Below are 24012 nucleotides of genomic sequence, written 5' to 3'. Positions count from 1 at the left end.
TAAGACCACGTCTCGTCCCGACCCAAGTCCCATTCCGGTTGGACCTCCATGAATTTGAGCCTTAGCGACATCGTGCCTCCCCTGCGCTGGACAGCTCCCAGCCAGGTCGAGCCGATCGCGAGCGACACCCGTCTGCCGGACGCGTGGTGGCAGGCGCTCCCCCTCGAACGCGCCTGCCTGATCGTCGGAACCGCTCAGGTGGCCGGACGGCTGGCCGATCTCGCCGTGACGTGCTGGGGGCACCTCCCGCTCGGCGACATCCTGCCCCTGCTACGGATGACCGACCCGGAGAAGAGCCTGCGCACGCCGGAGGCCCGTGAGGTCGCCCACGCCCTGTTCACCGGCGTCCTGTCGCGGCTGGTGGCCTCCGAGACGCAGGCCGGGCGCGCGGCCCCGCCGGTGCCCCCGCCCCCGGCCAAGCCGGACCGGCCCATCGCCGAGCTCATCGACGAGATCTTCGCCGCGCTGGACGACCGGCAGCGCGCCATCGCCAAGGACCGGGTCTACGCCGAGCGCCGCGTGACCCTGGACGAGCTGGCGCAGCGGTTCTCGGTGACCCGCGAGCGCATCCGGCAGATCGAGCGCGACCTGCGCGACCACGTCCAGGCCCGGCTCGCCACCCCCGAGGCCACCCCGCTCGCCGCCCACCTCGCCTGGCTGCGCGGGCGCCTCGGCTCGGCTGTCCCGGCCGACGACCTGGCCGCCGCGGTGCCCTGGCACCGCACGGAGCTGACGACCCTGGGCGTGCCGACCTGGCGGTTCATCCGCACCCTGCTGACCGGATACGACCAGGTGGACGGCTGGCTGGTGGCCGGGGGCGCCGACGAGCTGAAGGAGAAGACCCGCCAGCTCTTCACCGACGGCCCGGTGAAGCTCCCCGAGGCGGTCACGATGGTCGCCCAGCTCGGGGTCAGGGAGGACGTCGCCGAACGCTGGCTCGCCTCGGTCCCGCACCTGCGCATCCTGGAGGGGCACGTCGTGCCCTGGCCGCGCAGCGTCAACGAGAAGGCCGAGGCCGTGCTCGCCGTCGCCGAGGGGCCGCTCAGCCCCGAGGAGATCCAGACCCGCATCGGCGAGGACTACAGCCTCGTCGGCATCCGCAACCAGCTGACCGCCGACGAGCGCTTCCTGCGCGTCGACCGCAACAGGTACGGGCTGACGCGCTGGGGCGGCGAGGAGTACATCGGCATCCGCGAGATGATCGCGCGCGAGATCGAGCGGGCCGGCGGCGAGGCCTCGGTGAACACCATCGTCGCCAACCTGACCACCCGGTACGAGGTCAGCGAGAGCTCAGTGCGCGCGTACGCGGGCGGGCCGGGGTTCGAGCGCACCCAGCGGGGCTGGGTGCGGGTCGCGGCCCCCGAGCAGGCCGAGCCGTACCAGCCGCGCCGGGACGTGTCGATGACCCGCCGGTCCTTCCGCAGCCGGGACGGCCGCTGGTGGCACCGGGTCGACGTCAACGCCGAGCATCTGCGGGGGTCGGGGTCGCCGCTGCCGACCGGGTTCGCCGCCCACCTCGGCATGGCCCCGGGCGGGCAGCTCACCACCTCCACCCCGTCGGGGGACGTCGTGATCAGCTGGCACAACCAGCCCACGATGGGGTCGGTACGGCCGGTGCTGGCCGCCTACAACGCCGGCGAGGGGGACTCGATCTTCCTGACGGTCTCCGACGGCGGCGAGCTGCTGACCCGCTACCTGCCGCAGGCCGCCACCGGGCTGCCGCCGATCAACATGGCGCTGCACCTCATCGGGTACACCGCACCGGTGGCCTCGGAGGCGGAGGCCCTGCGCCTGATCGGTGCGCGCATCGGGCTGCCGGACGGCGCCTCGCGCGAGGAGGTGCTCACCCGGCTCCGCGAGCGCGGCGACCGCGACATCCTGGCCTTCCTGGACCCCGAGGCCGGCTGAGCCCCGGCCCTCCCGGACCTTGGGGCGTCGTGAACCTGGCGCTCCTGGAGCCCGGGGCGGCGTGAGCCTGGTGTTCCCGATATGGGTGCCGGGACCACGGACACGGCGTGATCCATGACCTAAGCTCGTTGACATGTTGCGGCTGTATGACACCAGGTCCAGGCAGCTCGAGACGATCATGCCGGCGAACTCGCGCGTCCTGCGCATGTACACCTGCGGGCCGACCGTCTATCGATACGCCCACGTGGGCAACCTCCGGTCGTACCTCCTGTCGGACCTGATCAGGCGGGTCCTGGAGCAGCACCGCGTGCGGTCGGTGGTCTGTCAGAACATCACCGACGTGGGCCACCTCGTGGACGACGAGGAGATCGACGCCACCGGCGAGGACAAGGTCCTGCAGCAGGCCCGGCGCGAGGGCCGCTCGGCCATGGAGATCGCCCGCTTCTACGAGGACGCCTTCCGCCGCGACACCGCCGCGCTCAACCTGCGCACGCCCGAGCACACCCCCCGCGCCACCGAGACCATCGACCTGATGATCGACCTGATCGCCCGGCTGATCGAGAAGGGTCACGCCTACGCGGTCGACGACGGTTCGGTGTTCTTCGACGCGCGAAGCTTCCCGACGTACGGCGAGATCTCGGGGAACCGGCTGGAGGCGCTGAAGCCCGGCCACCGCGTCGAGGGCGTGGACCCCCGCAAGCGCTTCCACGCCGACTGGGCGCTGTGGAAGGGCTCCGACCGCGAGATGACCTGGGACACCCCCTGGGGCCGGGGCTTCCCCGGCTGGCACATCGAGTGCTCGGCCATGTCGCTGCGCCTCCTCGGCGAGCACATCGACGTGCACACCGGCGGCAAGGACCTGCGCTTCCCGCACCACGAGGACGAGCGCGCCCAGTCCAACGCCTCCGTCGGCCACGACGTCGTCAAGCACTGGGTGCACGGCGAGCACGTCCTGTTCGACGGCCGCAAGATGGCCAAGTCGACCGGCAACGTCGTGCTGCTGTCCGACGTGGAGGCCGCCGGCCTCGACCCGCTCGCCGTCCGTCTCGCGCTGCTGGAGCACCGCTACCGGCAGCAGATGAACCTCACCTGGGACACCCTGCACGCCGCCGACCGCACCCTGCGGCGGTGGCGGCAGCGGGTCGCCGAGTGGGCCGAGTTCCCCAGCAAGCCGATCGCCGCCGCCTACGCCGAGCGGGCCCTGACCGCGTTCGACGACGACCTGGACACCCCGACGGCGCTGCGCGTGGTCCGCGAGCTGGAGCGCGACGAGACGGTGGACCCCGGGTCCCGGCTGGAGACCTTCCTGCACCTCGACCACGTCCTCGGCCTGGACCTCGCGGTCGACATCGGCAAGCCGCCGGTCGTCGCGGTCCTGCCAGCGGGCGCGGCCGAGCTGCTGGAGTCGCGCGCGAAGGCCCGGGACACCAAGGACTGGCCGGCCTCCGATCGCCTGCGGGACGAGCTCGCCGCCCTCGGCGTGAAGGTCACCGACACCTCCGACGGCCAGACCTGGTCCCTGGCCTGACGCATGACGCCTTAAGCCTTACGCCTGACGCCGCTCAGCGCCTGCCTGCCGCCCCGGTCGTGCCGGGGGGGGGGGGGGGCCCGGGGGGGGGCCCCCCCCCCGGCGCGTCGGCCCCCGGGGGCGGCGGGGTGTGGCCCCCCCCCCCCCGGGGGGCCCCCCCCCCGGGACGGGGCGCCCCCTGAGGCGCTCCACCCCGCGGCGGACGTGGTGAACGTCCGGCACGCCGGGGCGGATGCCCGTGCCATCGGTGCTCTGCTCGGATGCGAGCCCTGCCCAGAGGCGGGCTCGGATCGAAGATCGGTCAGACGACAAGGGTACGGGTCTCACCGATCGCCAGGTCCCACAGATCGGCGCGGTCGCGGCCCGCGGCGAGCCAGGCGGCGCGGGTCTCCCGCAGCGGCTCCATCAACGGCTCGCCCGACAGGACGAACGTCCCCCAGTGCATGGCCGCCATCCGCCGCGCCCCCACGTCGGCGCACGCCTGCACGGCCTCGGCCGGGTCCACGTGCGACACGTGCATGAACCACCGCGGCTCGTACGCGCCCACGGGCATCAGCGCGAGGTCGATGCCCGGGTAACGCTCGCCGATGAGCTTGAAGCGGTCCCCGTAGGCGGTGTCGCCGGCGAAGTAGACGCGCTGGTCGCCGGAGGTCAGCACCCAGCCGCCCCACAGCGACTTGCACGTGTCGAACAGCGTCCTGCGGCTCCAGTGGTGGGCGGGCACGAAGTCGAAGCTCACCTCGCCGACGCGGGCGCCCTCCCACCAGTCCAGCTCGGTGACGTCGGTGAACCCCTTCTTGGTGAACCAGCTCGCCAGGTTCGCCGGGACGAAGACCGGGGTGTGCCTCGGCAGGCGGCGCATCGTCGGGGCGTCAAGATGGTCGTAGTGGTTGTGGCTGATCACGACGGCGTCCACCGGCGGCAGGTCGCTCCACGCGACGCCCGGCGGGGTCAGCCGCTGGCGCACCCCGGGGATCTTGCGCGACCACACCGGATCCGTCAGCACCGTCAGGCCGCCGATGCGCAGCACGTACGTCGCGTGCCCGACCCAGGTCACCGCCACGTCGCCCGCGCCGGCGGCCGGCAGCCCGGCCCGTAGCACGGGGATCTGGTCGGCGTCGCCGATGTCGGGACGGAAGCCTCCGTGCCAGGCCACGCTCACGACCTCGCGGAAGTCGGGGAGCGGGCAGGTCAGGCGGTCCTTGAAGTCGGCGGGAAAGGCGCGCTCACGCGGCGGTGCGGCCGGAGAGACCTCAGGGCTGACGGTTTGCGACATGCGACCCTCCTGTTCGTCGCCGAGTGGGAGACGGGCTGGTCCATATATGGATCAATCACCACTCTGTAGTGATGATCCCCCGTGAGCGGAAAACATGCCTCGGCCGTGGGAGGTATCCGCGCGTCATCCCTGATGCGGAGCCGCCTCCCCACCAGGAGCCGGTCCCCGCCTCAGGACCGGTGCCTCCTCGCGCGGAGCCGATTCCCGCGCCTTGACCGGTTCCCCCCGGCGCGGAGCCGGTCCCCGCGCCCTGCACGGTGCCTGCGCCATCGGGAGGGATGCCGAGGATAGCCCCCCTCGTCCAGGTCGGCGAGGCGCTCGAAGACGTTCCAGGAGGCGGGGTGGCCGCAGACGAGGACGGAGACCAGCAGGGCCAGCACGTAGAGCGGCAGCATCGGCAGGCCGGCGCAGAAGGCGTACTGGGTGGCGTGCCGGGCCTCGTGCCGGAGCAGGGCCCCGGTCAGGTAGCCGTCGCACTCGGCCGTCACGACGACGTTGCCGACCGTGAACGCGCCCGCGACCGGGAAGGGGATGCGGTAGCCGTGCGCGTACAGCAGGCCGTGCTCGCCCCGCCGCACCTTGGCGCGCCCGGCGACCGCGATGAGCAGCCCGAGCGGCGTGGACAGGTTGGCGTAGTTGAGCACCTGCCTGACCCGATGCCGTCCCCGCATACCCCGATTGTGACCCCTGACCGGCGACGGCGGCCACGCTCGAATTGGTGATCGGGGGGCTCAACGGCCCGGCGGGCGGAGGTGGCGGTAGCGGCCGGCGTAGTAGACGAGCGGGGCGTGATCCCTCGGGGCGTGCGCCGAGACGACGTCGCCGACGACGATCGAGTGGTCGCCCCCGTCGTGGACGGCCCGCGTGCGGCACTCCAGGGTCGCGATGGCGGTGTCGAACAGGGCGAGCCCCAGCGTGCCCCGGCGGTGGGACCAGCGGTCGAGCTGTCCGTGGAGCGTGCGGCCGCGCTTGGCGAAGGCCCGGGACGCCTCCTCGCCGTCCTCGCCGAGGATCGAGATCCCGAAGATCCCGGCGGCGAGCACGGCGTCGTGGAACCTGGCGATCCGCTCGACGCAGACGAGCACGAGCAGCGGGTCCAGCGACACCGAGGCGACGGAGTTGACGGTCATCGCGTGGTCGACCCCGCCGTGCAGGGTGGTGGCCACCGCGACGCCGGTGGCGAAGCGGCCGGTCACCTTGCGGAAGACCGCCTGGTCCACCTGGTTCTCGACGGGTCCGTGATGCACGCGCGCCTGCTTATGCGGACATTCCATCCGAAAGATTGATGGAACCCGCTTTGCCATACGGGCCCTGGTGCAGCAACCAGGAACCGGACGAAGGGATGAGCAGGACGGCGACCACCAGGGCGACCGCTCCGCAGCCGAGGTACCAGTAGCCGGGGATGTTGGCCGCGACGACCAGGTCCCCCTCGGACTTCTTGACCGAGAACAGCAGCGCCGCCAGCATCCAGCCCATGCCGGGGACGAAGGCCCCCAGTTTGGTGCCCATCAGCCGCCCCGCGCCGTACAGCAGGGCGAACAGCAGCAGGGCCAGCGCGATGGGGATGGGCGGGACGGCGTCGCCCACGTCCCAGGAGTGCTCGAGACCCGAGACGACGCCGAAGACCGCGCCGAGCACGAAGAGCACACCGTAGGCCGCGCCCGTGATCATGGCGTCATCGGGCTCCTGCTCCGCCTCGACACCGGTCCCGGCCTGCTCTTCCTCCATGATTGGCAAGGCTAGCCGATGCCCGCGAAGAGATCGTCTTCGCGGGTGTACGGCTCGCCGAGACCCCCGGCCTCGGCGGGGAGACCCGTGGCCGCCGGTCCGCGCGTCCCATCCCGGAGGATGTAGTACTCGATGCCGAGCGAGTCCTGGCCGGAGCTCTCCGAGACCACGAACCAGGGGGCGGAGAGGTCGATCTGGGAGCGGTGGGCCCGCATCGCGTCGAGCTTGGCGCCGGCGTGCGGCCGCGCGTCGATCTCGGTGGTGATGTCGGCGTCGGCGGCGCCGAATGGCAGCTCGTCCAGCGTCTCCTCGGTGAAGAACTCGAAGTCGGTGTCGCGCATGGCCACCGCGACCCGGCGCATGACCGTCTTGGGCATGGTCGTGTAGTAGAACTTGGCGACCTGCCACGGCTCGCCCTCCCCGAAGGAGGCGTCGGCGGCCAGCTCGTAGGCCCGCCAGGCCACGCGGTGGGCCTGGATGTGGTCGGGGTGGCCGTAGAAGCCGTTGTCGTCGTAGGTCACGATCACCTGGGGCCGGACCTCACGGATGATCTTCACGAGCTCCCCGGCGGCCTCGTCGAGGTCGGCGCGCCAGAAGCAGTCGGGGTTGTCGTTGGTGGCGACGTCCATCATGCCGGAGTCGCGCCAGCGGCCCGGGCCGCCGAGGAAGCGGTGGTCGTCCACGCCGAGCGCCTTACAGGCGGCCTCCAGCTCCCCGATGCGGTGCTCCCCCAGGGCGTCCTCCTTGTCGGAGGCCAGATGGGCGAGATCGGGCACCACGATCTCCCCCTCCTCGCCCAAGGTGCACGTCACGAGCGTCACATGGGCGCCCTCGGCGGCGTATTTGGCCATCGTGGCGCCCGTGCCGCTCGTCTCGTCATCGGGATGGGCGTGCACGAGCATCAAACGGCGATCAGTCATGTCTTCGAGGTTATCCCCAGCCCCCGACAGGAAGCATCTCCCTGGTTGTTGGCCTGGCAATATGAGGAGCATGAGTGAGAGCTTCCCGCGCCTTTACGCCAGGACCCGCCGCTTCACCCTCGGGGTGCCCCGCGGCTTCACCATCGCCCCGGGGGGAGACCGGGTCGTCTTCCTGCGCAGCCGGTCCGGCACCGACCCGGTGACCTGCCTGTGGGAGCTCGACCTCGGCACGGGCGCCGAGCGCCTCGTGGTCGACCCCGCCGACCTCGGCGCCGCCGACGAGGACCTGCCGCCCGAGGAGCGGGCCCGGCGTGAGCGCGCCAGGGAGCAGGCGGGCGGCGTGGTCGCCTACGGCGCCGACTCCGCCGTGGCGTCGGCGGTCTTCGCGCTGTCGGGCGGGCTCTACCTCGCCGAGCTGAGGTCGGGCGCCGTGCGGCGGCTCGACACCCCCGGCGCGGTGATCGACCCGCGCCTGTCCCCCGACGGCACCCGTGTGGCGTACGTCACGGGCGGCGCCCTGCGCGTCCAGGACCTCGCCACCGGTCACGACCGCGCCCTGGCGACCCCCGAGGCGGGCGGCGTGACGTACGGGCTGGCGGAGTTCATCGCCGCCGAGGAGCTCGACCGCATGACCGGCTACTGGTGGTCGCCCGACGGCACGGCGCTGCTCGCCGAGCGCGCCGACGAGTCGCCGGTCCAGACCTGGCACATCGCCGACCCGGCCAACCCCGCCAAGCCGCCCGTCCCGGTCGCCTACCCCTCGGCCGGCACGGCCAACGCCAGGGTCGAGCTGCTGGTCCTCGGCCTCGACGGCTCGCGCACGGCGGTCCCCTTCGACGACGAGTACCTCGTGACGGCCGCCTGGGACCGGTTCGGCCCCTCGATCGTCACGATGCCGCGCGACCAGAAGGCGATGCGGCTGTTCTCCGTCGACCCCGCCACGGGCGCGACCGAGCCGGTCCGCGAGGACACCGACGACGCGTGGGTGGAGGTCGTGCAAGGAGTGCCCGCCCGGCTGTCCGACGGCACCCTGGTGTGGGTGGCCGACTCCGGCGGCGGGCGGCGCCTGTTCATCGGAGACGAGCCGGTCACGCCGCCGTCCCTGCACGTCCGCGACGTGGCGAGCGTCGACGGCGACACCGTCCTGTTCCGCGCGAGCGCCGAGCCCACCGAGATCCACCTGTGGACCTGGTCCGGGGGCTCCATCTCCCCGGTCACCACCGAGCCCGGCGTCCACAACGGCCGCCTGTCCGGCGGCACCCTCCTCACCATCTCCCACTCCCTCCACACCGCCGCCACCACCGTCCAGGTGGGTGTGGGTGGCAAGCGGTTCCACATCGGGTCGCTCGCCGAGCGGCCGAAGCTGGAGCCCCGGGTCTCGCTGGTCCGCACGGGCGAGCGCGGCCTCGCCACCGCCGTGCTGCTGCCGAGCGGCCACGTCCCCGGCTCCCGGCGCCTGCCCGTCCTCATGGACCCGTACGGCGGGCCGCACGCGCAGCGGGTGACGGCCTCCGGGCGGGGGTTCCTGGAGTCCCAGTGGTTCGCCGACCAGGGCTTCGCGGTGATCGTGGCCGACGGCCGGGGCACCCCGGGGCGCGGCCCCGCCTTCGAGCGCGAGGTGCTGCACGACCTGGCGACCCCTGTGCTGGAGGACCAGGTCGACGCCCTCAAGGGCGCCGCCCAGCTCTACCCCGACGACCTCGACCTGTCCCGGGTGGCCATCAAGGGGTGGTCGTTCGGCGGGTTCCTCGCGGCGCTCGCGGTCATGCGCCGGCCCGACGTGTTCCACGCGGCCATCGCCGGGGCGCCGGTCACCGACTGGCGGCTCTACGACACCGCCTACACCGAGCGCTACCTCGGCCACCCCGCCGAGCTTCCCGACGTGTACGCCCGCTCCTCGCTGATGGCCGACGCCGAGAAGCTGGAGCGCCCGCTCCTGCTCATCCACGGCCTCGCCGACGACAACGTGGTGGCCGCCCACACCCTGCGCCTCTCATCGGCCCTGGTCGCCGCCGGCCGCCCCCACACCGTCCTCCCCCTGTCCGGCGTCACCCACATGACCCCCCAAGAGGTGATCGCCGAAAACCTGCTCCTCCTCCAGGTCGACTTCCTCAAGTCCTCCCTGACCCCGTGACCCACGAACCGCTCCCCCCACCTCCCGATCAGGGGAGGTGGGGGGAGCGGTCATGGGGTGGGGCCGTGCCAGCTGGTCCAGAGGGCGGCGTAGGCACCGCCCTGGGCGACCAGTTCGTCGTGTGAGCCCAGCTCGCTGATGCGGCCGTCCTCGACCACGGCGACCCGGTCGGCGTCGTGCGCCGTGTAGAGCCGGTGCGCGATGGCGATGACCGTGCGCCCGTCCAGGACGGCCGCGAGCGACCGTTCCAGGTGACGGGCCGCGCGCGGGTCGATCAGCGAGGTCGCCTCGTCCAGGACCAGCGTGTGCGGGTCGGCGAGCACCAGCCGGGCGAGCGCGACCTGCTGCGCCTGCGCCGGCGACACCGCCAGGCCGCCGGAGCCGACGACCGTGTCCAGCCCCTCGGGCAGCGCCTCCACCCACTCCGACGCGTCGACCGCCTTCAGCGCCCCGGCGACCGCCTCGTCCCCGGCGTCCGGCCGGGCGATCAGGACGTTGTCTCTCAGCGTGCCCCGGAACACGTGGTGTTCCTGGGTGACGAGCGCCACGTGCCCGCGCAGCTCGTCCAGGGGCAGGTCGACCAGCGGCACCCCGCCGACCGTGACCACTCCGGTGCGCGGACCGTGGATCCCGGCCAGCAGCCGGCCCAGGGTCGACTTCCCCGCGCCCGACGGGCCGACCATCGCGAGCCGCTCCCCGGGCGCGACCCGCAGCGACACGCCGTGCAGCACGTCATGGCCCTCCCGGTAGGCGTACCGGACGTCGTCGGCGACCATCTCCTCGCCGTCGGGACGCTCGGTGCCGACGTTGCGGTCGTCGGGCACGTTGGCCACCCCGAGCAGCCGGGCCATCGACGCCCCGCCGACCTGGAGCTCGTCCACCCACGACAGCAACCGGTCGAGCGGGTCGATGAGCTGCTGCACGTACAGGGTGGCGGCGGTGACCTGCGCCAGCGACACCCAGCCGCGCAGGTAGAACATGCCGCCGATCAGCAACGTCGCCACGACCGGGATGACGTAGCCGAACTCGACCATGGGGAACCACACCGTGCGCAACCCCAGGGTGTACCGCTCGGCCGCCCACGACCTGGCGATGTCGGTGTCGGTGCGCTCGTGCCGGCGGTGCTGCAGGCCGAACGCCTCGACCGTCCTCGCGCCTTCCACGGTCTCGGTGAGGCCCTCGGTCATGTCCGCCCACGCGGCGTTCTCGCGCAGGTAGCCGTCCCTGGCCCGCTTGAGGTACCACCGGGTGGAGAACCAGATCAGCGGCACGGCGATGAGCGTCGGCAGCACGAGAAGCGGCCCGACCAGGGCCAGCGCGCCGAGGACGAACGCTCCCGCCACCACGGCGATGAGCGTCTCCGGCACGGCGTGGCGCACGGTGCGCGACAGCGCGTCGACGTCACGGGACGTGCGGGTGACCAGGTCGCCGGAGCCGGCCCGCTCCACGGTCGACAGGGGCAGCGCGAGGACGCGGTCGACGAACTCCTCCCGCAGCTCCGCGAGGACCTTCTCGCCGAGCCTGGCCGACACGTACACGGCGTACCGGATCAGGACCGCCTGCACGACGATGAAACCGGCGATGGTCAGCGCGACCGTGTCGACGCTGACGCCGGTGCCGTCGCGCACGCCCTCGACCAGCTCGCCGAGCAGGCGCGGCCCGGCGAGCCCGGCGACGGCGCCGAGGCCGTGCAGGCTCAGGGCGAGCGTGAGCGCGCCGGGGTACTTCAGCGTCAGCCTGCGCGCGTACGCCCGGACCTGTGCCTGGTCGGCGACGGGCAGGATCCGCCTCTGGTTCCCGCCGGCGGCCGGTGCCCGATCGGACGGCTTCCCCTGTCCCCCGTCCTGGGCCTGATCCCGCACTCCCCCGCCCCCGTCCGGGGTCTGGTCCCGCACCCCGGCGGGCCCGGGTTTCTCCTTGACGGACGGCTTTCGTTCGCCGGGATTATGGGCGGTGTCCTGGCGGTTCTCGTTCGCCGGGTCCTGACCCGTATCGCTCTCGTCCAGCACTGGCTCGCTGGCCTGGTGCACGCTCACGTTCAGTCCTCCCCTCGGGTGACGGTCGCGGTGTAGTCGGGGTGGGTGGCGAGCAGGGAGCGGTGGGTGCCCTCGGCGCGTACCCGGCCGTCCCGCATGTAGATGACGTGGTCCGCCCGGCCGAGGACGAGCGGGCTGGTCGTGCAGACCAGCGTCGTGCGTCCCTGGCGGGCGTCGCCGAGCCGCTCGGCGATGCGCGCCTCCGTGTGCGCGTCGACGGCGCTCGTCGGCTCCACCAGGATCAGCACCTCCGGCGCGGCGAGCAGCGCCCGTACGAGCCGCAGCCGCTGCTGCTGGCCGCCGGAGAACTCCCTGCCGGCCTCGGCGACGTGCGAGTCGAGCCCCTCGGGCAGCGCCTCGACCACGTCCTCGGCGCAGGCGGCGCGCAGCGCGCGGCGCAGGTCGTCGTCGGTGGCGGAGCCGGTGACGTCGAGCTGGTCGCGCAGCCGCCCGCTGAACAGCCGGGCGTCGTTGCCCGCCACCAGGATGCGGCGCCGGACCTCGGGCAGCGGCAGATCGGCCAGCGGGACGCCCCCGAAGGAGGCGTCCGCCGCGACGTAGTGTCCGAGCCGGTCGGCGACGGCGATCGCGTCCTCGGGTACGGCCCCGGCCAGGGCGGTGAACCGTCCCTGCGGAACGGTCACCCCGGAGGCCTCGTCGGCCAGGTCGCCGCCGGGTGTGGTGGCCGTGCCCTCGCCCTTGATCTCGGGGTCGAGCGCCAGGATGCGGACGACCCTGCGGGCGGCGACGTGGCCCTTGGTGAGCTTGTCGGCGGCTTCTGTGAGCGTGCGCAGCGGCCCGACCAGGAACAACGCGTACCCGTAGAAGGCGACGAGCTGACCGATGGTGATCGTGCCGTCCATGGCGTAGTGGGCGCCCTGCCAGGTGACGAACGCGATGAGGACGCCCGGCAGCAGGAGCTGGGCTCCTTCCAGCGTGGCGTCGACCGAGGCCACCCGCACACCGGCGAACCGCACGCTCTGGGACTCCTGGCGGTAGCGCTCGGCGAAGACCTGCTCGCCGCCGATGCCGCGCAGCACGCGCAGGCCGGCGACGATGTCGGAGGCCCGGGTGGCGAGGTCGCCCTGCAGGTCGCGTTGCGCGTGCTGCCGCCGGTGCAGCGGCCTGAGCAGCGGAGCGACGCCCACGGCCATCAGCGGGACGCCGGCCAGCACGATCAGGCCGAGCTGCGGTGAGGTCGTGATCAGGATGACGGTGACCGTCGCGATGGCCACGATCGCGCCGACGCCGCGCAGCAGGATGTCCATGGCGTTGCCGATGTGGGCGATGTCGGAGTTGCCGACGCTGATCACCTCGCCGGTGGACAGCAGCTTCGGCAGGGTGGCGCCGAGCCGGGTCGACTGCCGCGCGGTGACCTGCACCGTGCGGTAGGCGGCGGCCAGCCAGTTGTAGACCGCCAGGCGGTGGCGCATCACGCCGCCGAGCGCGGTCACGACCCCGAGGCCCAGCAGCACCGCCGACCAGCGGACCAGCCCGTCGGAGTCGTCGGTGGTGAGGCTGTCGACGGCCTTGCCCAGGGCGGAGGGGACCAGGGCCTGCCCGAGCCACCACAGCACGGCGAACACGACGCCGACGACCAGCGGGCCCGTCTGCGCGCGGGCGGTCCACCACAGGTATCGGAGAGGGCTGCGGGCATCGGGAATGCCGGGATCGGCATGGGGCAGGGATCGCATAACCCCCTCAGGCTGGCAAACGCGGGGTCGCGCGGCAAACGCTTTTCCGGCCCGTGTGCCGCTCTACCAGCCAGGACACGACTTCCGATCCGCCCCTCCCGAAGATCCTTCCGAGAAGGTCCGTCAACTATGGTTGACATCGCGGCGGCGTCAACTTATATTGACATACATGAGCGACACGGCACAGTTGGCCTCCGACGCCGGCAGCCGCGATCCGTCCGTCGGGCTCAGGGCCGTACGGGCGTTGCGGATCCTTGTCGAGCGGCTGGAGGCGCTCCAGGTGGACAGCGCACGGGATCAGGGCTGGTCCTGGCAGGAGATCGCGGTACTGCTCGGCGTGAGCAGGCAGGCGGTTCACAAGAAGTACGCGGGCGGCCGCGGTCTACTCAGACGGGAGAAGTAAGGATGTTCGAGCGGTTTCACGAGGACGCGCGGCAGACGGTGGTACTGGCCCAAGAAGAGGCCCTCCTGTTCGACCACGACCACATCGGCACCGAGCACCTGCTGCTCGCCCTCCTGCGGCAACCCGGCACGGTGCCCGCCACGGTCCTCGCCCGGCACGGGCTGGAGCACGACGACGTGGGCGACAGGATCGGGCGGCTCGTCGCGGCGGCCGCGCCCGACGACCTGGACGCCTCGGCGCTGGAGTCGATCGGCATCGACCTGGACGCGATCCGGGAGAAGGTCGAGGCCACCTTCGGGCCGGGGGCCCTCGACCGTGAGCCCCGCTCCCGCCGTGACCGGCCGTGGCGGGTGGGGGGTCGCCTCCCCTTCACCCGGCGGGCGAAGAAGGTGCTGGAACTCTCCCTGCGCGAGTCCCTGGCCCTCGGCCACAACTACATCTGCGGCGGCCACATCCTGCTGGGCCTGCTCAGGGAGGGCGAGGGCCTGGCCGCCAAGGTCATCGCCGACGCCGGGGTCGACTTCGACACCCTCCGCCAGGAGATCCGCGCCGAACTCGGCTGACCCCTCGGCGGCCCCGCACTCGGCGGATCAGGTCTCTTCGCGGGTCAGGGCGAGACGACGTCGAGGACGGCCGTGGCGGTCTGGCGGGGGTCGTCCACCCAGGGGAAGTGGCCGCAGCCGCGCAGCCAGGCGATCTCGGCCTTGGGGAACCAGCCGGCCATGACCTCGGGGGCCCGGCTGCCGACGTTCCAGTCACGGTCCCCGACGAGAAGGGACACCGGGGCGGTGACCGCGCCGAACGTCGCCAGGTCGAAGGCGGGATCGTCGAAGCCCGCACTGGCGACGGGGGCGTACGCGGTGCCCTCCACGTCGAAGGCGTGCGCCCGCGCGGCGGCGTCCCACCGCCCGTAGAACAACGGCATCATCCGGTCGGTCAGGGCGTCCACCTCCTCCTCCGTCGTCGCCGACGCCATCTCCCTGACCGCCGCGAGGGCGTCGCCGAGCCACGGCTCCTGGCCGAAGAGCTGCTTGGCGTAGGTCTCGCGATCGGTCTCACCGTCCCGCACGGGGACCAGGCGACGGGTGGGGGTGAGCAGCACCAGGCGCCGTACACGTGAGGGGTGCCTGGCCGCGTACACCGCGACCGGCAGCGCTCCCGCGGAGTGGCCCAGCAGGTCGAGGGTGTCCACGTCCAGGTGCCGCCGCAGGGCTTCGAGGTCGTCCGCCAGGTCCGTGAACCGGTAATGGCCGGCGGCGGCAGACTGACCGACGCCCCGGGGGTTCAGCAGCACGAGGGTGCGGTGCCGGTCGAGGCCGCCGAGCGTCTCCAGGTACGACGCGGGCCGGGCGGGACCACCTGGCTGGCAGACGAGCAACGGCCCCCTGCCCCGTAGGTCGTAGTGCAGGGGCGTACCGGCCGAGGAGGCGAAGAAGGGCACAGGAGTCCTCATGATCGCTGGTCAGGGAGCACCAGTATTCGGGGGCGACCGGGACACCGTCCACGGATTTCCGGAGCGATCTTCAGATGGGTGCGCCCGGCGGCGGGCGCCCGGTGCGGCGGGGGTACGGCCGCGCGGCGGGCCGTCGTGCCGGCGATCTGTGAGGGGAGTCGGCCGGTCATGGCTGGAGACGGGGGGTTTCGCGCGTCTCGGCGTCGAAGTGGCCGTGGAATGCCCGGTTTCTCAGATTGGCCGATGCCATCGGGGTGCGGATGGTCTCGATCGGCGTGACCGGGGCTGCTCTTTCGTGGTGGTGCGGTGATTCTTTCTGGCTGTCCGGGCGGCGATTCTGTTGGCTTTCCGGTTTCAGGTCTTCAATTGGTTTCGAGGTGGCTTTTCGTATTCCGGGAGGTTCGGAGTTTCTAGTCCCAGGTGGTGCCGGGGGTCTTTCCGAAGCCGTCCCAGGTGGTGCCCGCGGCGCGGGAGTCCCAGGTGGTGCCAGCGGCGCGGGTGGCGGTGTTCCTGGCGGGGGAGAAAGTGGAGTTCGTCATTTCGTTGCTCTTTTCCGGGAGGTTTTGTGTTCGTCCTTGTGAGAACAACTCTCCGGCAATTCAGCGCCCCGAACCAGACGAATGGACGGCAGCAAGCTGCCCGCCCGTGACCACTTCCTGCCACCCGCACAGGAGACGGCGAGAACGCCCTGCTCCGGGGTCTAGGACGGGCGTAGTCCGAGGGCGGCCGCGGCGGCCCGCAGGGCGGTCAGGTGGTCGTCGGGCGAGCTCAGGCCGGTGCCCATCGTGTTGACGGAGAGGTGCGTGGCGCCGGACTCCCGCCACCGGCCTGCCACCCGGTTCAGTTCCTCCGCGTCTCCCGTCCAGGTGGCGCGGCCGTCCATGCCGAGCATCGACGGGTCGCGTCCCGCCTGGACGGCGGCCTCGTGGACCATCGCCTTCGCCTCGTCCAGCTTCGGCCCGGGGAGCATCTGCGGAAACCAGCCGTCGGCCAGGCGCCCGGTACGGCGGTAGGCGGCCGGCGACTGCGCCCCGAACCAGATGGGGATCGGCCGCTGCACCGGCAGGGGCGCCAGCCCGGCTCCGGTCACCCGGTCGTACTCGCCCTCGAAGGTGACCGACCGCTCGGTCCACAGCCGGCGCATCAGCTCGACCTGTTCCTCCATGCGCCTGCCCCGGGTGGTGAAGTCCTGGCCGAGCGCCTCGTACTCGACCGGGTTCCAGCCGAGCCCCACGCCCAGCCGCAACCGGCCGGAGCTGAGCAGGTCGACCTCGGCCGCCTGCTTGGCCACCAGCGCCGTCTGCCGCTGGGGCAGGATGATGATCGAGGCGACCAGCTCCAGCGTGGTCAGCGCCGCCAGGTACCCGAAGAGCACCATCGGCTCGTGGAACGTCGTGTCCACGTCGTAGACGCCGCGCCAGCCCTCGTGGACCGCCGGGTCGGCGCCGAGGACATGGTCATAGGCGATGAGGTGCTGGAAACCGAGCTCCTCGACCCCTTGGCCGTACGCGCGCACCGCGCCCACGTCCCCGCCGATCTCGGTCTGGGGGAACACGACACCGATCCGCATCCGACGCTCCTGTCACCTGGACGAACTGGAGAACCCATCATTCCGCGCGCACCCCCGCCGGTCCGCGCGCGACGCCCGGACACCGCCACCTCGACCGCCGATCGCCCCCGATCCACAACCGGACGCGCCCTCAGGGGGAAGCACGAAGTACAGCCCGCGTATCTGGACAATGTTCTCGGTATTCGCATTGCCGTACCTGATCTTGCCTACCATCCGGGTGTCGGAGCAGCGGACACGACGTGCACGGAGGAAATCGGCGATGCGCATGAGAAGAAGCGGATCCGCGGTCATCGCGGCGTTGGCGGCCACCGCCCTCTGGGGAGGTACCGCGAACGCCGCCCCGGCCTCGCAGTTCACCGTGGTGAACGGGGCCATCAGGACGGCGACCGGCACACCCGTCCCCGCGTCGGGCACCCAGGCCTCACTGTGGAGCGATACCAGCTACGCCACCACGACGATCGACGGCTCCGGCCGGGTGGCGATCGGCGCGATCGGCGACAACTGCGAGGGGTGGCCGACCGTCCAGGTGACGGTGGACGGCACGGTCGCCGGCCAGACCACGATCGTCAGCGCCACCAGCTACGGCACCTACCCGGTGGGACCGGCGCTCGGCGCGGGCACGCACTCCGTCAAGATCCAGTTCATCAACGACCTGAGCACGGCGGCGTGCGACCGCAACGTCCACCTGGCCTACGCCCGGATGGAGTCGCCCGTCACCGACACCAAGTTCAGCTTCGCCGTCATGCCCGACACCCAGCAGGAAGTGCTGAACGCGGGCGACACCCGCTTCAAGAACCGGACCGACTGGCTCGCCGGCAACCGGGCCGCGCTCGACCTGCGGTTCGTGACGCACACCGGTGACGTCGTCAACTGGGACACCCCCGACCATTCGCAGTACATGGTCGCGCGGAACGCCATGCGGTCGCTGGAGACGGCGAAGGTGCCGTACTCGCTGGCGATCGGCAACCATGACACGCAGGCGACCGGTGTCGGCGGCTCGGCCCGCGACCCCGCTCACACGCGGGAGCTCGTCCGGGACACGACCGTCTTCAACCAGTACTTCACCGCTGCGCAGTACGGCGCCGTCAAGGGGCAGTTCGAGCCGGGCAAGGTCGACAACTCGTTCTCGACCTATGACGCCGGCGGGGCACAGTGGCTGGTGATGACCCTTGAGCTGTGGCCGAGGACCGAGGTGGTCGACTGGGCCAAGAGCGTCGTCGCCGCCTACCCGCACCACAACGTCATCGTGGCCACGCACGACTACATCGACGCGAACGGCGCGATCGAGCAGAGCGCCGGGTACGGCGCCACCAGCCCGCAGTACCTGTACGACAACCTCATCAAGCAGTACGCCAACATCATGTTCGTCTTCTCCGGGCATGTCGGCATCGCGGGGAACAGGGTGGACACCGGCGTGCACGGCAACAAGATCTACTCGTTCCTGCAGACGTTCCACTCCAACACCACCAACCCGGTGCGCCTGGTCGAGATCGACACCCAGGCGGGCTCGGTGCGCACCTGGATCTACGGGCCGTACACCAACCAGTCGTTCACCGAGTACGACCGCTCCTTCACCGGCATCGGCCTGGTGCACTGACTCTGATCCCGCGGGACGCAATGGCCATGCCGAAGGCCGGCCGGTGGGCCAGGGGATGGAGTCTCGCGGGGGTCGGGCCGTCCGCTTTGTTCGCCCGATTTCTTCGGTGTCCGCCGGTGCCGCCGATCCGAATGCGGATCAAGGTGGTCTTAGCCGGGGCTTTCGGGCTTTTCTCGTCTTACTAGATGGGATCTGCTGCTATTCGTCGGTCGTTGTTTCCAGTTGGGATTCTTGCTGATTAATCTGTTCGGTCTTTCTTAGTCCCAGGTGGTGCCGGGGGTCTTGGAGAAGCTGTCCCAGGTGGTGCCGGCGGCGCGGGAGTCCCAGGTGGTGCCGGCAGTGCGGGTGGCGGAGAAAGTGTTGTTCGTCATTGTCGTTCTCTTTTCTTCGGAGGTTTTGTGTTCGTCCTTGTGAGAACAACTCTCCGGCAATTCCGCGCCCCGAACCAGATGAATGGACGGCAGCAAGCTGCCCGCCCCTGACCACTTCCTGCCACCATCTCGGGGGACGTGCCGCCGGTCCCGCCGACGAAGGACGTAACCGCAGGTGAGAGCCCCGCACGGCCGCCCGTACGCATCGGGTGATCGCCTTCCGCGACGGCAGGCGCGCCTCACCGGAACACGAAAACCGGCGTGTATTCCTTGCATGGCATATGCCTCCTGTGGCATATTGGGCCGAGTGCCCGATGCGATCTGGTCCGTGCTGATCGATCCGAACCGCCGCGCGATACTCGAGCTCCTGCGTGAGCGCCCCCGCGCCGTCGGTGAGCTGGTCGACGCGCTCGACCTCAGCCAGCCGGCCACGTCCAAGCACCTCCGGGTGCTGCGCGACGCGGGCGTCGTCCGCGTCGAGCAGGACGCGCAACGCCGCGTCTACACCCTCGACCCCGCCCCGCTGGCCGAGCTCGACGCATGGCTCGCCCCCTACCGGCGGCTGTGGAACGCCCGGCTCGACACGCTCGGGCGGTACCTCGACGACACCAAGGAGACCTGATGAACCTCGGAACCTACATCGAGCACAACGGGCGGACGGTGACCTCGTCAGGTGGGTTTCGGCACGGGGACGGTCTCTGGTTTGCCGGTGTCTGGTTGGTCCGTTACCGGTACGCCGGTGTCCGGTTCTTGGGGCGGGTCGCTGAGCTGTTCGCGCAGGTAGTTCCACACCACGGCGATCAGGGCCGCGACCGGTACGGCGAGCAGGCTGCCCACGATGCCCGCCAGGCTGCCGCCCAGCGTCACCGCCAGAAGGATCACCCCCGCGTGCAGGCCGAGACCTCGGCTCTGCACCATGGGCTGGAACACGTTCCCCTCTAGCTGCTGCACGGCGACGATGATGGCGAGCACGACCAGCGCGTCCGTCCACCCGTTGGACACCAGCGCGATGAGGACCGCGACGAACCCGGCGAACAGGGCTCCGACGATGGGGATGAACGCCGAGACGAAGGTCAGGACGGCCAGGGGCAGGACCAGCGGTACGCCCACGATCCACAGGCCGAGACCGATGAAGACGGCGTCGAGCAGGCCCACGAAGGCCTGGGAGCGTACGAACGAGCCGAGGGTGTCCCAGCTACGCGCGGCCACGGTCGGCACGTCCGTGGCGAGTCGGCCGGGTAGCTGACGGGTCAGCCAGGGCAGGAACCGCGGGCCGTCCTTGAGGAAGAAGAACATCAGGAAGAGCGCCAGGACGGTGGTGACCAGGCCGTTGACCACGGTGCCCACGCCGGTGAGGGTGGCGGTGACGATGCTGCCGACACTGGCCTGGACGCGCTTGACCCCGCTGTCGAGTGCGCTGCTGACCTGGTCCGCGCTGATGTTCAGCGGTGGCCCGGCGGCCCAGTCGCGCAACTGCTGGATGCCTCTGCCCACCCCGGCGGACAGCTCGCCGGACTGGGACGCCACCGGGACGGCGATCAGCACCACGGTGCCTGCGGCGACCAGGAGGAAGAGGATGGTCACCACCGAGGCGGCCAGGGCGGGATGCCAGCCGTGCCGGCGCAGGAAGCGGGCCACGGGCCAGGTCAGGGTGGTGAGGAGCAGGGCGATCACGAGCGGCCAAATAACGGACCACATCTGGCCGAGGACCCATACGGCTACCGCGGCCATCAGCAGGACGACGAGCATCTCCAGGGAGATGAGCGCCGACGTGCGCAGCGCGGTGCGCGTCTTCGTGGCATTGAGCATGTCAGGCACAAGGACACCCTAGGCACAGTCCAGAGGAAACGGACTCGGGCCGGCGCCGATGAGTGACCCCCTCGCCCGGGGCCCGAGCGCTCACCTCCCGTGACGCCGCCATCTGCGTCGTAGTGACGCGGCCATCTGCGTCGCGGTATTGGCAGTGACGCGACCATCTGCGTCGCGGTATTGGCAGTGACGCGACCATCTGCGTCGCGGTATTGGCAGTGACGCGGCCATATGCGCGCGTATCGGTGGGGCGCCCTGTCGTGGCGTAACCCTCCTACAGCGCCGCCTGGAACCAGACCGTTCTGCCTGCCTTGCCGTCGTGACGGGATCCCCACGCGGTCGCGATCATGTCGACCAGCCACAGGCCCCGTCCGCCCTCGCTGCCGGCCTCCACCATCCGCGCCACGGGCGCGCTCGTGGCCGATCCCGCGTCGGTCACCTCCACGTGGACGAACCGGGAAGAAAGGGTCACGCGTACGGTCACCCGCCCATCGGCCCTGCTCCCGGAGGACGAGTGCTCCACCGCGTTGGTGACCACCTCGCTCAGCAGGAGCATGACGTCGTCCTGCACCGGACCGGCGACCCGCGTGGCCAGCAGCCCGCGCGCCCACGCCCGGGTCGCGGGCACGGACGCGATCCCGCCGGGAAAGTCCCCGATCCACGCGTCCGAACTGGGCGCCTCATCGCATTGCCGCAGCCCGACCGGCCCTGGCCGCCGGAAGCTACCCCCTCGATCCCTTTTCACTCGTCCCGCCCCTCGCTCACAGATGATGAATCGCTTTTCTTTCCGTCCTGCCGGATAAACATGGCGTGTGCTTGTATTGCCTTCGTGACCGGTGATTCCAAGCCTGATCGGCGGCCCAGAAGATGACCGGTGATGACAGCGGCCGGTTTAATCAAACCTCGGACCGGAATCGCCGCCCAAGATGAAAAGCCCGATTTTCTCTATTCGAGAGGATCGCCATGACCGTGGAGCAATTCCCCGACCCCGGGTCCCCTCGCGTGCCGTTCGGCACCGAGATGCGCCGCCTGCGCGAGGCCGCTCAGCTCTCCCAGGCCGCCGTGGCCACCCGCCTGGGATGCACACAGACCCAGGTGAGCCGCCTCATACGACTATGGGCATATCCTGAGCGCGGGTCCCGCAAGATGATCGAGGAAGCGAAACAGCAATGGACTTGAGTGTCGCCGTATGGCGGAAGTCGTCACGATCTTCAGGCAATGGCGGGCAGTGTGTAGAAGTAGCCGACAATCTTCCCGGCGTGGTCGCCGTACGTGACAGCAAGATTCCGGATGGACCTAACCTGATTTTCGGTCCCTCCGAGTGGCGGTCCTTCGTCATCGGCGTCAAGGCAGGCAGCTTCAGCAATCTGTCCTGACTCGTCGGGAATTCACCCCTGCAGCGGGTGACCGGGAATTCGATGGGGACCTGGAGTCCTGGGCCTAACACTGTGGTGTTCGCCGATGCCATCCGTCGGGTACCGATCGCGATGGTCTTGGTCGACTTGGCCTGGCGGTCCGTGCGCTTTCTTGCCTGCGGTGTCGCAGTATTTCCTGAAGCCGTTCAGCGAACGGTCGTGTTCATTTTCCAGCGGCTGTTCGAGGGGCTTTCCGGTTTTTCAGTCCCAGGTGGTGCCGGGGGTCTTTCCGAAGGTGTCCCAGGTGGTTCCGGCGGTGTGGGAGAAGGAGTCCCAGGTGGTGCCGGCGGCGCGGGTGGCGGTGTTCTTGGCGGCGGGGGAGAAAGTGGAGTTCGTCATTTTCGTTCTCTTTTCCGGGAGGTTTTGTGTTCGTCCTTGTGAGAACAACTCTCCGGCAAACAGAACCCTGGAACCAGACGAATGGACGGCAGCAAGCTGCCCGCCCCTGACCACTTCCTGCCATTTGAAAAAGCTACCTGGCAACGCGTGCGGCAGCACCTCACGCCAGGCCAGGTCAGGACCCTGCGCCGCCTGTCGCGCACACGAAGATCATCGCTTGCGCAGCGCCCTGACCGGCCCTGGCTTGGCAGATCGCAGCCGTTACCGGACTCAACGCTGTGGACGAGCCGGGACCGTACGCCGGGGTGGGGTTTCGCGGGTATCCCATCGCGTACTGGCCAAGCGGCGCTCGGTCAGCGTGAGAAGATCGAAGATTTCACGAGCCAGGTATCCCGTGGTCTGCCGCTCAACCTGCTTGGGATGCACGATGCGGGCCCCGGCGAGTTCTTCCAGCGCCTGACGGGCAGCAGGGTGAGTGACCGACAACAGTTGCTGTACGGTACGGGCGGTCATGACCGGCACCGCCGGCAACAACTCAAGAAGACGAGCGACCGCCGAACCGGACCGGGGAGAGGGCCGCAGCCCGCGAGATTGCCGGAAGAGGCGGTGCCGCTCCAGCCACTCCGCGCGCAGCTCAGTGAGTTCGTCGGCGAACCTCTCCGCCTGCTCGACAGCCGTCGTCGTGGCCGTGAGGAAAACATGTAGCCAAGCGTTCCGAGCGGACTGAGCTTCCTGCGACGCCATTTCGCCGTTGTATCGAAACGCCGTGAGCCCGTTGACGTATTCATCCGAGCGCGTGAGTAAAACCAAGCTGATCGGAAGGATCGCGTTCGGGGTCAGCCCGCGCCGAGTGAGGACTGTGTGAATGAGCGCCCGGCCGACTCTGCCGTTGCCATCGGTGAACGGATGGATGGTCTCGAACTGCGCATGGACCAGTGCGGCCTGGATGAGAGGCGCGTGCGGAGCGTCGTTGACATAGGACGCGAGATCGGCAATAAGCGCAGGGACGTGCTCGGGCGGAGGCGGGACGAACTCGGCGTCCAAAGGGTGCCAATTGCCGCCGCCGATCCAATTCTGCACCTCCCGTAGGCCGTGGTTCCTGTCCTCGGGCAGCAGAGCCTGATGCAAAGCCACGATGTCGGCCGTCGAGACGGCCTCGACAGCGACCAGTTCGGTGACGGCCCGCCGAAGCGCTGTCACATTGTTGGCCACCAGCTTTGCCGTCGTGGTGAATCCTTGTGTGACCCCCGTGTCGCCGTCGGCGAGTTCGGCCAGCGCCACCTGCTGCGGGGAAGCCTGCAGCCCTTCGATCCTGGATGAGGCGATCGCCTCTGACCGAAGGAGGAACCGAGCGAGGCCGTCGATGCCGTGGCTTGCGGGATGCGCGACCAGCCGGCGCACCAGATTCTCAGCCTTGGAGGCTTCTTGAGCCATGCCCGAGGACACCTCAAGCGGGCCGCCACCCGCAAGGAGGTCAGGAAGGTAGGGGCGATAGAGCCCACCCCGCCGGTCCCGCTTGCTTGGGGCGTCCCAGGCTGCGGGCCATGACTCCTCGAGGTGTCCAGCCATGTCGGCCATCCTTTCACGCACGCCCTTTCGATGAAAGGATAAGCCGTATCCTTTCATCGAGGTCGACTGCATGAAAGGTTGCGCTTCTACGTGGCTGGAGGAGCGGTCGCGGCATGGGGAGGCGGCGCGGAGCGCCGAGGTGTCGGTCGTGAGGGTTGGGCGGCCCGCTCAGTACTGGCGGAACCCCTCGGGCGCGAAGATCCCCGGGCGGCGAAGGGCGCGACGGCGCGGCAGCGCGGCACCGGGTTGGACGGCGCGTGAG

The 24012-nt window shown here is 70.5% G+C and carries 22 protein-coding genes and 2 pseudogenes; 10 read left to right on the top strand and 14 right to left on the bottom strand.

All coding sequences use genetic code 11. The features are described from left to right. The first annotated feature begins 48 nt into the window (after positions 1-48). Entirely contained in the window at positions 49-1908 is a 1860-nt protein-coding gene (locus tag NYZ98_RS08275; RefSeq protein ID WP_262841970.1) for a sigma factor-like helix-turn-helix DNA-binding protein, read from the top strand. Positions 1909-2041: 133 nt separating this feature from the next. Next, a complete protein-coding gene (gene cysS, locus NYZ98_RS08270) occupies positions 2042-3436 on the top strand; it encodes a cysteine--tRNA ligase (protein WP_262841969.1) in 1395 nt (464 codons plus the stop codon). A gap of 301 nt (positions 3437-3737) precedes the next feature. Here the strand turns inward: cysS and NYZ98_RS08265 are convergent, their stop codons facing one another. The 5 genes from NYZ98_RS08265 to mshB all read right to left on the bottom strand — a co-directional run bounded on the left by NYZ98_RS08265 (position 3738) and on the right by mshB (position 7360). Next, positions 3738-4712 (bottom strand): MBL fold metallo-hydrolase, encoded by a 975-nt coding sequence (locus tag NYZ98_RS08265; protein ID WP_262841968.1) that lies wholly within the window; start codon positions 4710-4712, stop codon positions 3738-3740. A 170-nt stretch (positions 4713-4882) separates the two neighbouring features. After that, the gene (locus tag NYZ98_RS08260) at positions 4883-5383 is read right to left on the bottom strand and encodes a hypothetical protein (protein WP_262841967.1); all 501 of its coding nucleotides are present in this window, start codon (positions 5381-5383) and stop codon (positions 4883-4885) included. Positions 5384-5443: 60 nt separating this feature from the next. Continuing rightward, positions 5444-5959, bottom strand: a complete 516-nt coding sequence (locus tag NYZ98_RS08255) for a flavin reductase family protein (protein WP_262841966.1) — start codon at positions 5957-5959, stop codon at positions 5444-5446. A 10-nt stretch (positions 5960-5969) separates the two neighbouring features. Further along, entirely contained in the window at positions 5970-6440 is a 471-nt protein-coding gene (locus NYZ98_RS08250; RefSeq protein ID WP_262841965.1) for a DUF6113 family protein, read from the bottom strand. An 11-nt stretch (positions 6441-6451) separates the two neighbouring features. Further along, the gene (gene mshB, locus NYZ98_RS08245) at positions 6452-7360 is read right to left on the bottom strand and encodes an N-acetyl-1-D-myo-inositol-2-amino-2-deoxy-alpha-D-glucopyranoside deacetylase (RefSeq protein ID WP_262841964.1); all 909 of its coding nucleotides are present in this window, start codon (positions 7358-7360) and stop codon (positions 6452-6454) included. A 70-nt stretch (positions 7361-7430) separates the two neighbouring features. Here mshB and NYZ98_RS08240 point away from each other — a divergent pair, with 70 nt between their 5' ends. Continuing rightward, on the top strand, positions 7431-9494 hold the full coding sequence (locus NYZ98_RS08240; protein ID WP_262841963.1) for a S9 family peptidase: 2064 nt from the start codon (positions 7431-7433) through the stop codon (positions 9492-9494). Between the two features lie 50 nt (positions 9495-9544). On the opposite strand, the gene NYZ98_RS08235 is transcribed toward NYZ98_RS08240, so the two are convergent. Together NYZ98_RS08235 and NYZ98_RS08230 are read right to left on the bottom strand one after the other, a co-directional pair. Beyond that, positions 9545-11530: an ABC transporter ATP-binding protein gene (locus NYZ98_RS08235; protein WP_316249540.1), complete on the bottom strand. Its 1986-nt coding sequence runs from the start codon at positions 11528-11530 to the stop codon at positions 9545-9547. Between the two features lie 2 nt (positions 11531-11532). Continuing rightward, positions 11533-13224, bottom strand: coding sequence for an ABC transporter ATP-binding protein (locus NYZ98_RS08230; protein WP_262841962.1), 1692 nt, complete (start codon positions 13222-13224; stop codon positions 11533-11535). Between the two features lie 169 nt (positions 13225-13393). On the opposite strand from NYZ98_RS08230, the gene NYZ98_RS08225 reads away from it, so the two are divergent. From NYZ98_RS08225 to NYZ98_RS41690, 3 genes and pseudogenes are all read left to right on the top strand, one after another. Next, a complete protein-coding gene (locus tag NYZ98_RS08225; protein WP_262841961.1) occupies positions 13394-13627 on the top strand; it encodes a helix-turn-helix domain-containing protein in 234 nt (77 codons plus the stop codon). Between the two features lie 2 nt (positions 13628-13629). Then, positions 13630-13800: pseudogene (locus tag NYZ98_RS41695) on the top strand (Clp protease N-terminal domain-containing protein); the annotation flags it as partial. A gap of 183 nt (positions 13801-13983) precedes the next feature. Then, a pseudogene (locus tag NYZ98_RS41690) lies at positions 13984-14190 on the top strand (Clp protease N-terminal domain-containing protein); the annotation flags it as partial. Positions 14191-14234: 44 nt separating this feature from the next. Here the strand turns inward: NYZ98_RS41690 and NYZ98_RS08215 are convergent. The 3 genes from NYZ98_RS08215 to NYZ98_RS08205 all read right to left on the bottom strand — a co-directional run bounded on the left by NYZ98_RS08215 (position 14235) and on the right by NYZ98_RS08205 (position 16650). Further along, complete coding sequence (locus NYZ98_RS08215; RefSeq protein ID WP_262841959.1) at positions 14235-15080, bottom strand: alpha/beta fold hydrolase; 846 nt, start codon at positions 15078-15080, stop codon at positions 14235-14237. Positions 15081-15490: 410 nt separating this feature from the next. Next, positions 15491-15619, bottom strand: a complete 129-nt coding sequence (locus NYZ98_RS08210) for a hypothetical protein (RefSeq protein WP_262841958.1) — start codon at positions 15617-15619, stop codon at positions 15491-15493. A gap of 161 nt (positions 15620-15780) precedes the next feature. Next, positions 15781-16650 (bottom strand): LLM class F420-dependent oxidoreductase, encoded by an 870-nt coding sequence (locus NYZ98_RS08205; protein WP_262841957.1) that lies wholly within the window; start codon positions 16648-16650, stop codon positions 15781-15783. Positions 16651-16909: 259 nt separating this feature from the next. Here NYZ98_RS08205 and NYZ98_RS08200 point away from each other — a divergent pair, with 259 nt between their 5' ends. Both NYZ98_RS08200 and NYZ98_RS08195 read left to right on the top strand, forming a co-directional pair. Next, entirely contained in the window at positions 16910-18247 is a 1338-nt protein-coding gene (locus NYZ98_RS08200; protein ID WP_262841956.1) for a carbohydrate-binding domain-containing protein, read from the top strand. 678 nt (positions 18248-18925) lie between these two features. Then, the gene (locus NYZ98_RS08195; protein ID WP_262841955.1) at positions 18926-19240 is read left to right on the top strand and encodes an ArsR/SmtB family transcription factor; all 315 of its coding nucleotides are present in this window, start codon (positions 18926-18928) and stop codon (positions 19238-19240) included. Positions 19241-19287: 47 nt separating this feature from the next. Here NYZ98_RS08195 and NYZ98_RS08190 read toward each other — a convergent pair whose 3' ends face one another. Further along, positions 19288-20427 (bottom strand): AI-2E family transporter, encoded by a 1140-nt coding sequence (locus NYZ98_RS08190; RefSeq protein ID WP_262842078.1) that lies wholly within the window; start codon positions 20425-20427, stop codon positions 19288-19290. 274 nt (positions 20428-20701) lie between these two features. Next, positions 20702-21055, bottom strand: a complete 354-nt coding sequence (locus tag NYZ98_RS08185) for an ATP-binding protein (RefSeq protein WP_262841954.1) — start codon at positions 21053-21055, stop codon at positions 20702-20704. Positions 21056-21390: 335 nt separating this feature from the next. Here NYZ98_RS08185 and NYZ98_RS08180 point away from each other — a divergent pair, with 335 nt between their 5' ends. Together NYZ98_RS08180 and NYZ98_RS08175 are read left to right on the top strand one after the other, a co-directional pair. Next, positions 21391-21606, top strand: a complete 216-nt coding sequence (locus NYZ98_RS08180) for a helix-turn-helix domain-containing protein (protein ID WP_262841953.1) — start codon at positions 21391-21393, stop codon at positions 21604-21606. Beyond that, positions 21597-21803: a DUF397 domain-containing protein gene (locus NYZ98_RS08175; protein WP_262841952.1), complete on the top strand. Its 207-nt coding sequence runs from the start codon at positions 21597-21599 to the stop codon at positions 21801-21803. Before NYZ98_RS08180 ends, NYZ98_RS08175 begins: the two co-directional genes overlap by 10 nt. 240 nt (positions 21804-22043) lie before the next feature. On the opposite strand, the gene NYZ98_RS08170 is transcribed toward NYZ98_RS08175, so the two are convergent. Next, positions 22044-22181, bottom strand: a complete 138-nt coding sequence (locus NYZ98_RS08170) for a hypothetical protein (RefSeq protein ID WP_262841951.1) — start codon at positions 22179-22181, stop codon at positions 22044-22046. A 270-nt stretch (positions 22182-22451) separates the two neighbouring features. Further along, positions 22452-23615 (bottom strand): Fic family protein, encoded by a 1164-nt coding sequence (locus NYZ98_RS08165; protein WP_262841950.1) that lies wholly within the window; start codon positions 23613-23615, stop codon positions 22452-22454. Positions 23616-24012 lie beyond the last annotated feature (397 nt).

Source organism: Sphaerisporangium corydalis (genome assembly GCF_025506355.1).
In the GTDB taxonomy this organism is placed as follows: Bacteria; Actinomycetota; Actinomycetes; order Streptosporangiales; family Streptosporangiaceae; genus Sphaerisporangium; species Sphaerisporangium corydalis.
The sequence above is the reverse complement of the archived record's forward strand: the minus strand, read 5'-3'. Positions and strand labels throughout refer to the sequence as shown.

Excerpts from the sequence above, each read along its gene's own strand:
- NYZ98_RS08275 (WP_262841970.1), top strand. The coding sequence starts at position 49 with ATGAATTTGAGCCTTAGCGACATCGTGCCTCCCCTGCGCTGGACAGCT.
- cysS (WP_262841969.1), top strand. The coding sequence starts at position 2,042 with ATGTTGCGGCTGTATGACACCAGGTCCAGGCAGCTCGAGACGATCATG.
- NYZ98_RS08265 (WP_262841968.1), bottom strand. The coding sequence starts at position 4,712 with ATGTCGCAAACCGTCAGCCCTGAGGTCTCTCCGGCCGCACCGCCGCGT.
- NYZ98_RS08260 (WP_262841967.1), bottom strand. The coding sequence starts at position 5,383 with ATGCGGGGACGGCATCGGGTCAGGCAGGTGCTCAACTACGCCAACCTG.
- NYZ98_RS08250 (WP_262841965.1), bottom strand. The coding sequence starts at position 6,440 with ATGGAGGAAGAGCAGGCCGGGACCGGTGTCGAGGCGGAGCAGGAGCCC.
- mshB (WP_262841964.1), bottom strand. The coding sequence starts at position 7,360 with ATGACTGATCGCCGTTTGATGCTCGTGCACGCCCATCCCGATGACGAG.
- NYZ98_RS08240 (WP_262841963.1), top strand. The coding sequence starts at position 7,431 with ATGAGTGAGAGCTTCCCGCGCCTTTACGCCAGGACCCGCCGCTTCACC.
- NYZ98_RS08230 (WP_262841962.1), bottom strand. The coding sequence starts at position 13,224 with ATGCGATCCCTGCCCCATGCCGATCCCGGCATTCCCGATGCCCGCAGC.
- NYZ98_RS08225 (WP_262841961.1), top strand. The coding sequence starts at position 13,394 with ATGAGCGACACGGCACAGTTGGCCTCCGACGCCGGCAGCCGCGATCCG.
- NYZ98_RS08215 (WP_262841959.1), bottom strand. The coding sequence starts at position 15,080 with ATGAGGACTCCTGTGCCCTTCTTCGCCTCCTCGGCCGGTACGCCCCTG.
- NYZ98_RS08210 (WP_262841958.1), bottom strand. The coding sequence starts at position 15,619 with ATGACGAACTCCACTTTCTCCCCCGCCAGGAACACCGCCACCCGCGCC.
- NYZ98_RS08205 (WP_262841957.1), bottom strand. The coding sequence starts at position 16,650 with ATGCGGATCGGTGTCGTGTTCCCCCAGACCGAGATCGGCGGGGACGTG.
- NYZ98_RS08200 (WP_262841956.1), top strand. The coding sequence starts at position 16,910 with ATGCGCATGAGAAGAAGCGGATCCGCGGTCATCGCGGCGTTGGCGGCC.
- NYZ98_RS08190 (WP_262842078.1), bottom strand. The coding sequence starts at position 20,427 with ATGCTCAATGCCACGAAGACGCGCACCGCGCTGCGCACGTCGGCGCTC.
- NYZ98_RS08180 (WP_262841953.1), top strand. The coding sequence starts at position 21,391 with ATGACCGTGGAGCAATTCCCCGACCCCGGGTCCCCTCGCGTGCCGTTC.
- NYZ98_RS08175 (WP_262841952.1), top strand. The coding sequence starts at position 21,597 with ATGGACTTGAGTGTCGCCGTATGGCGGAAGTCGTCACGATCTTCAGGC.
- NYZ98_RS08170 (WP_262841951.1), bottom strand. The coding sequence starts at position 22,181 with ATGACGAACTCCACTTTCTCCCCCGCCGCCAAGAACACCGCCACCCGC.
- NYZ98_RS08165 (WP_262841950.1), bottom strand. The coding sequence starts at position 23,615 with ATGGCTCAAGAAGCCTCCAAGGCTGAGAATCTGGTGCGCCGGCTGGTC.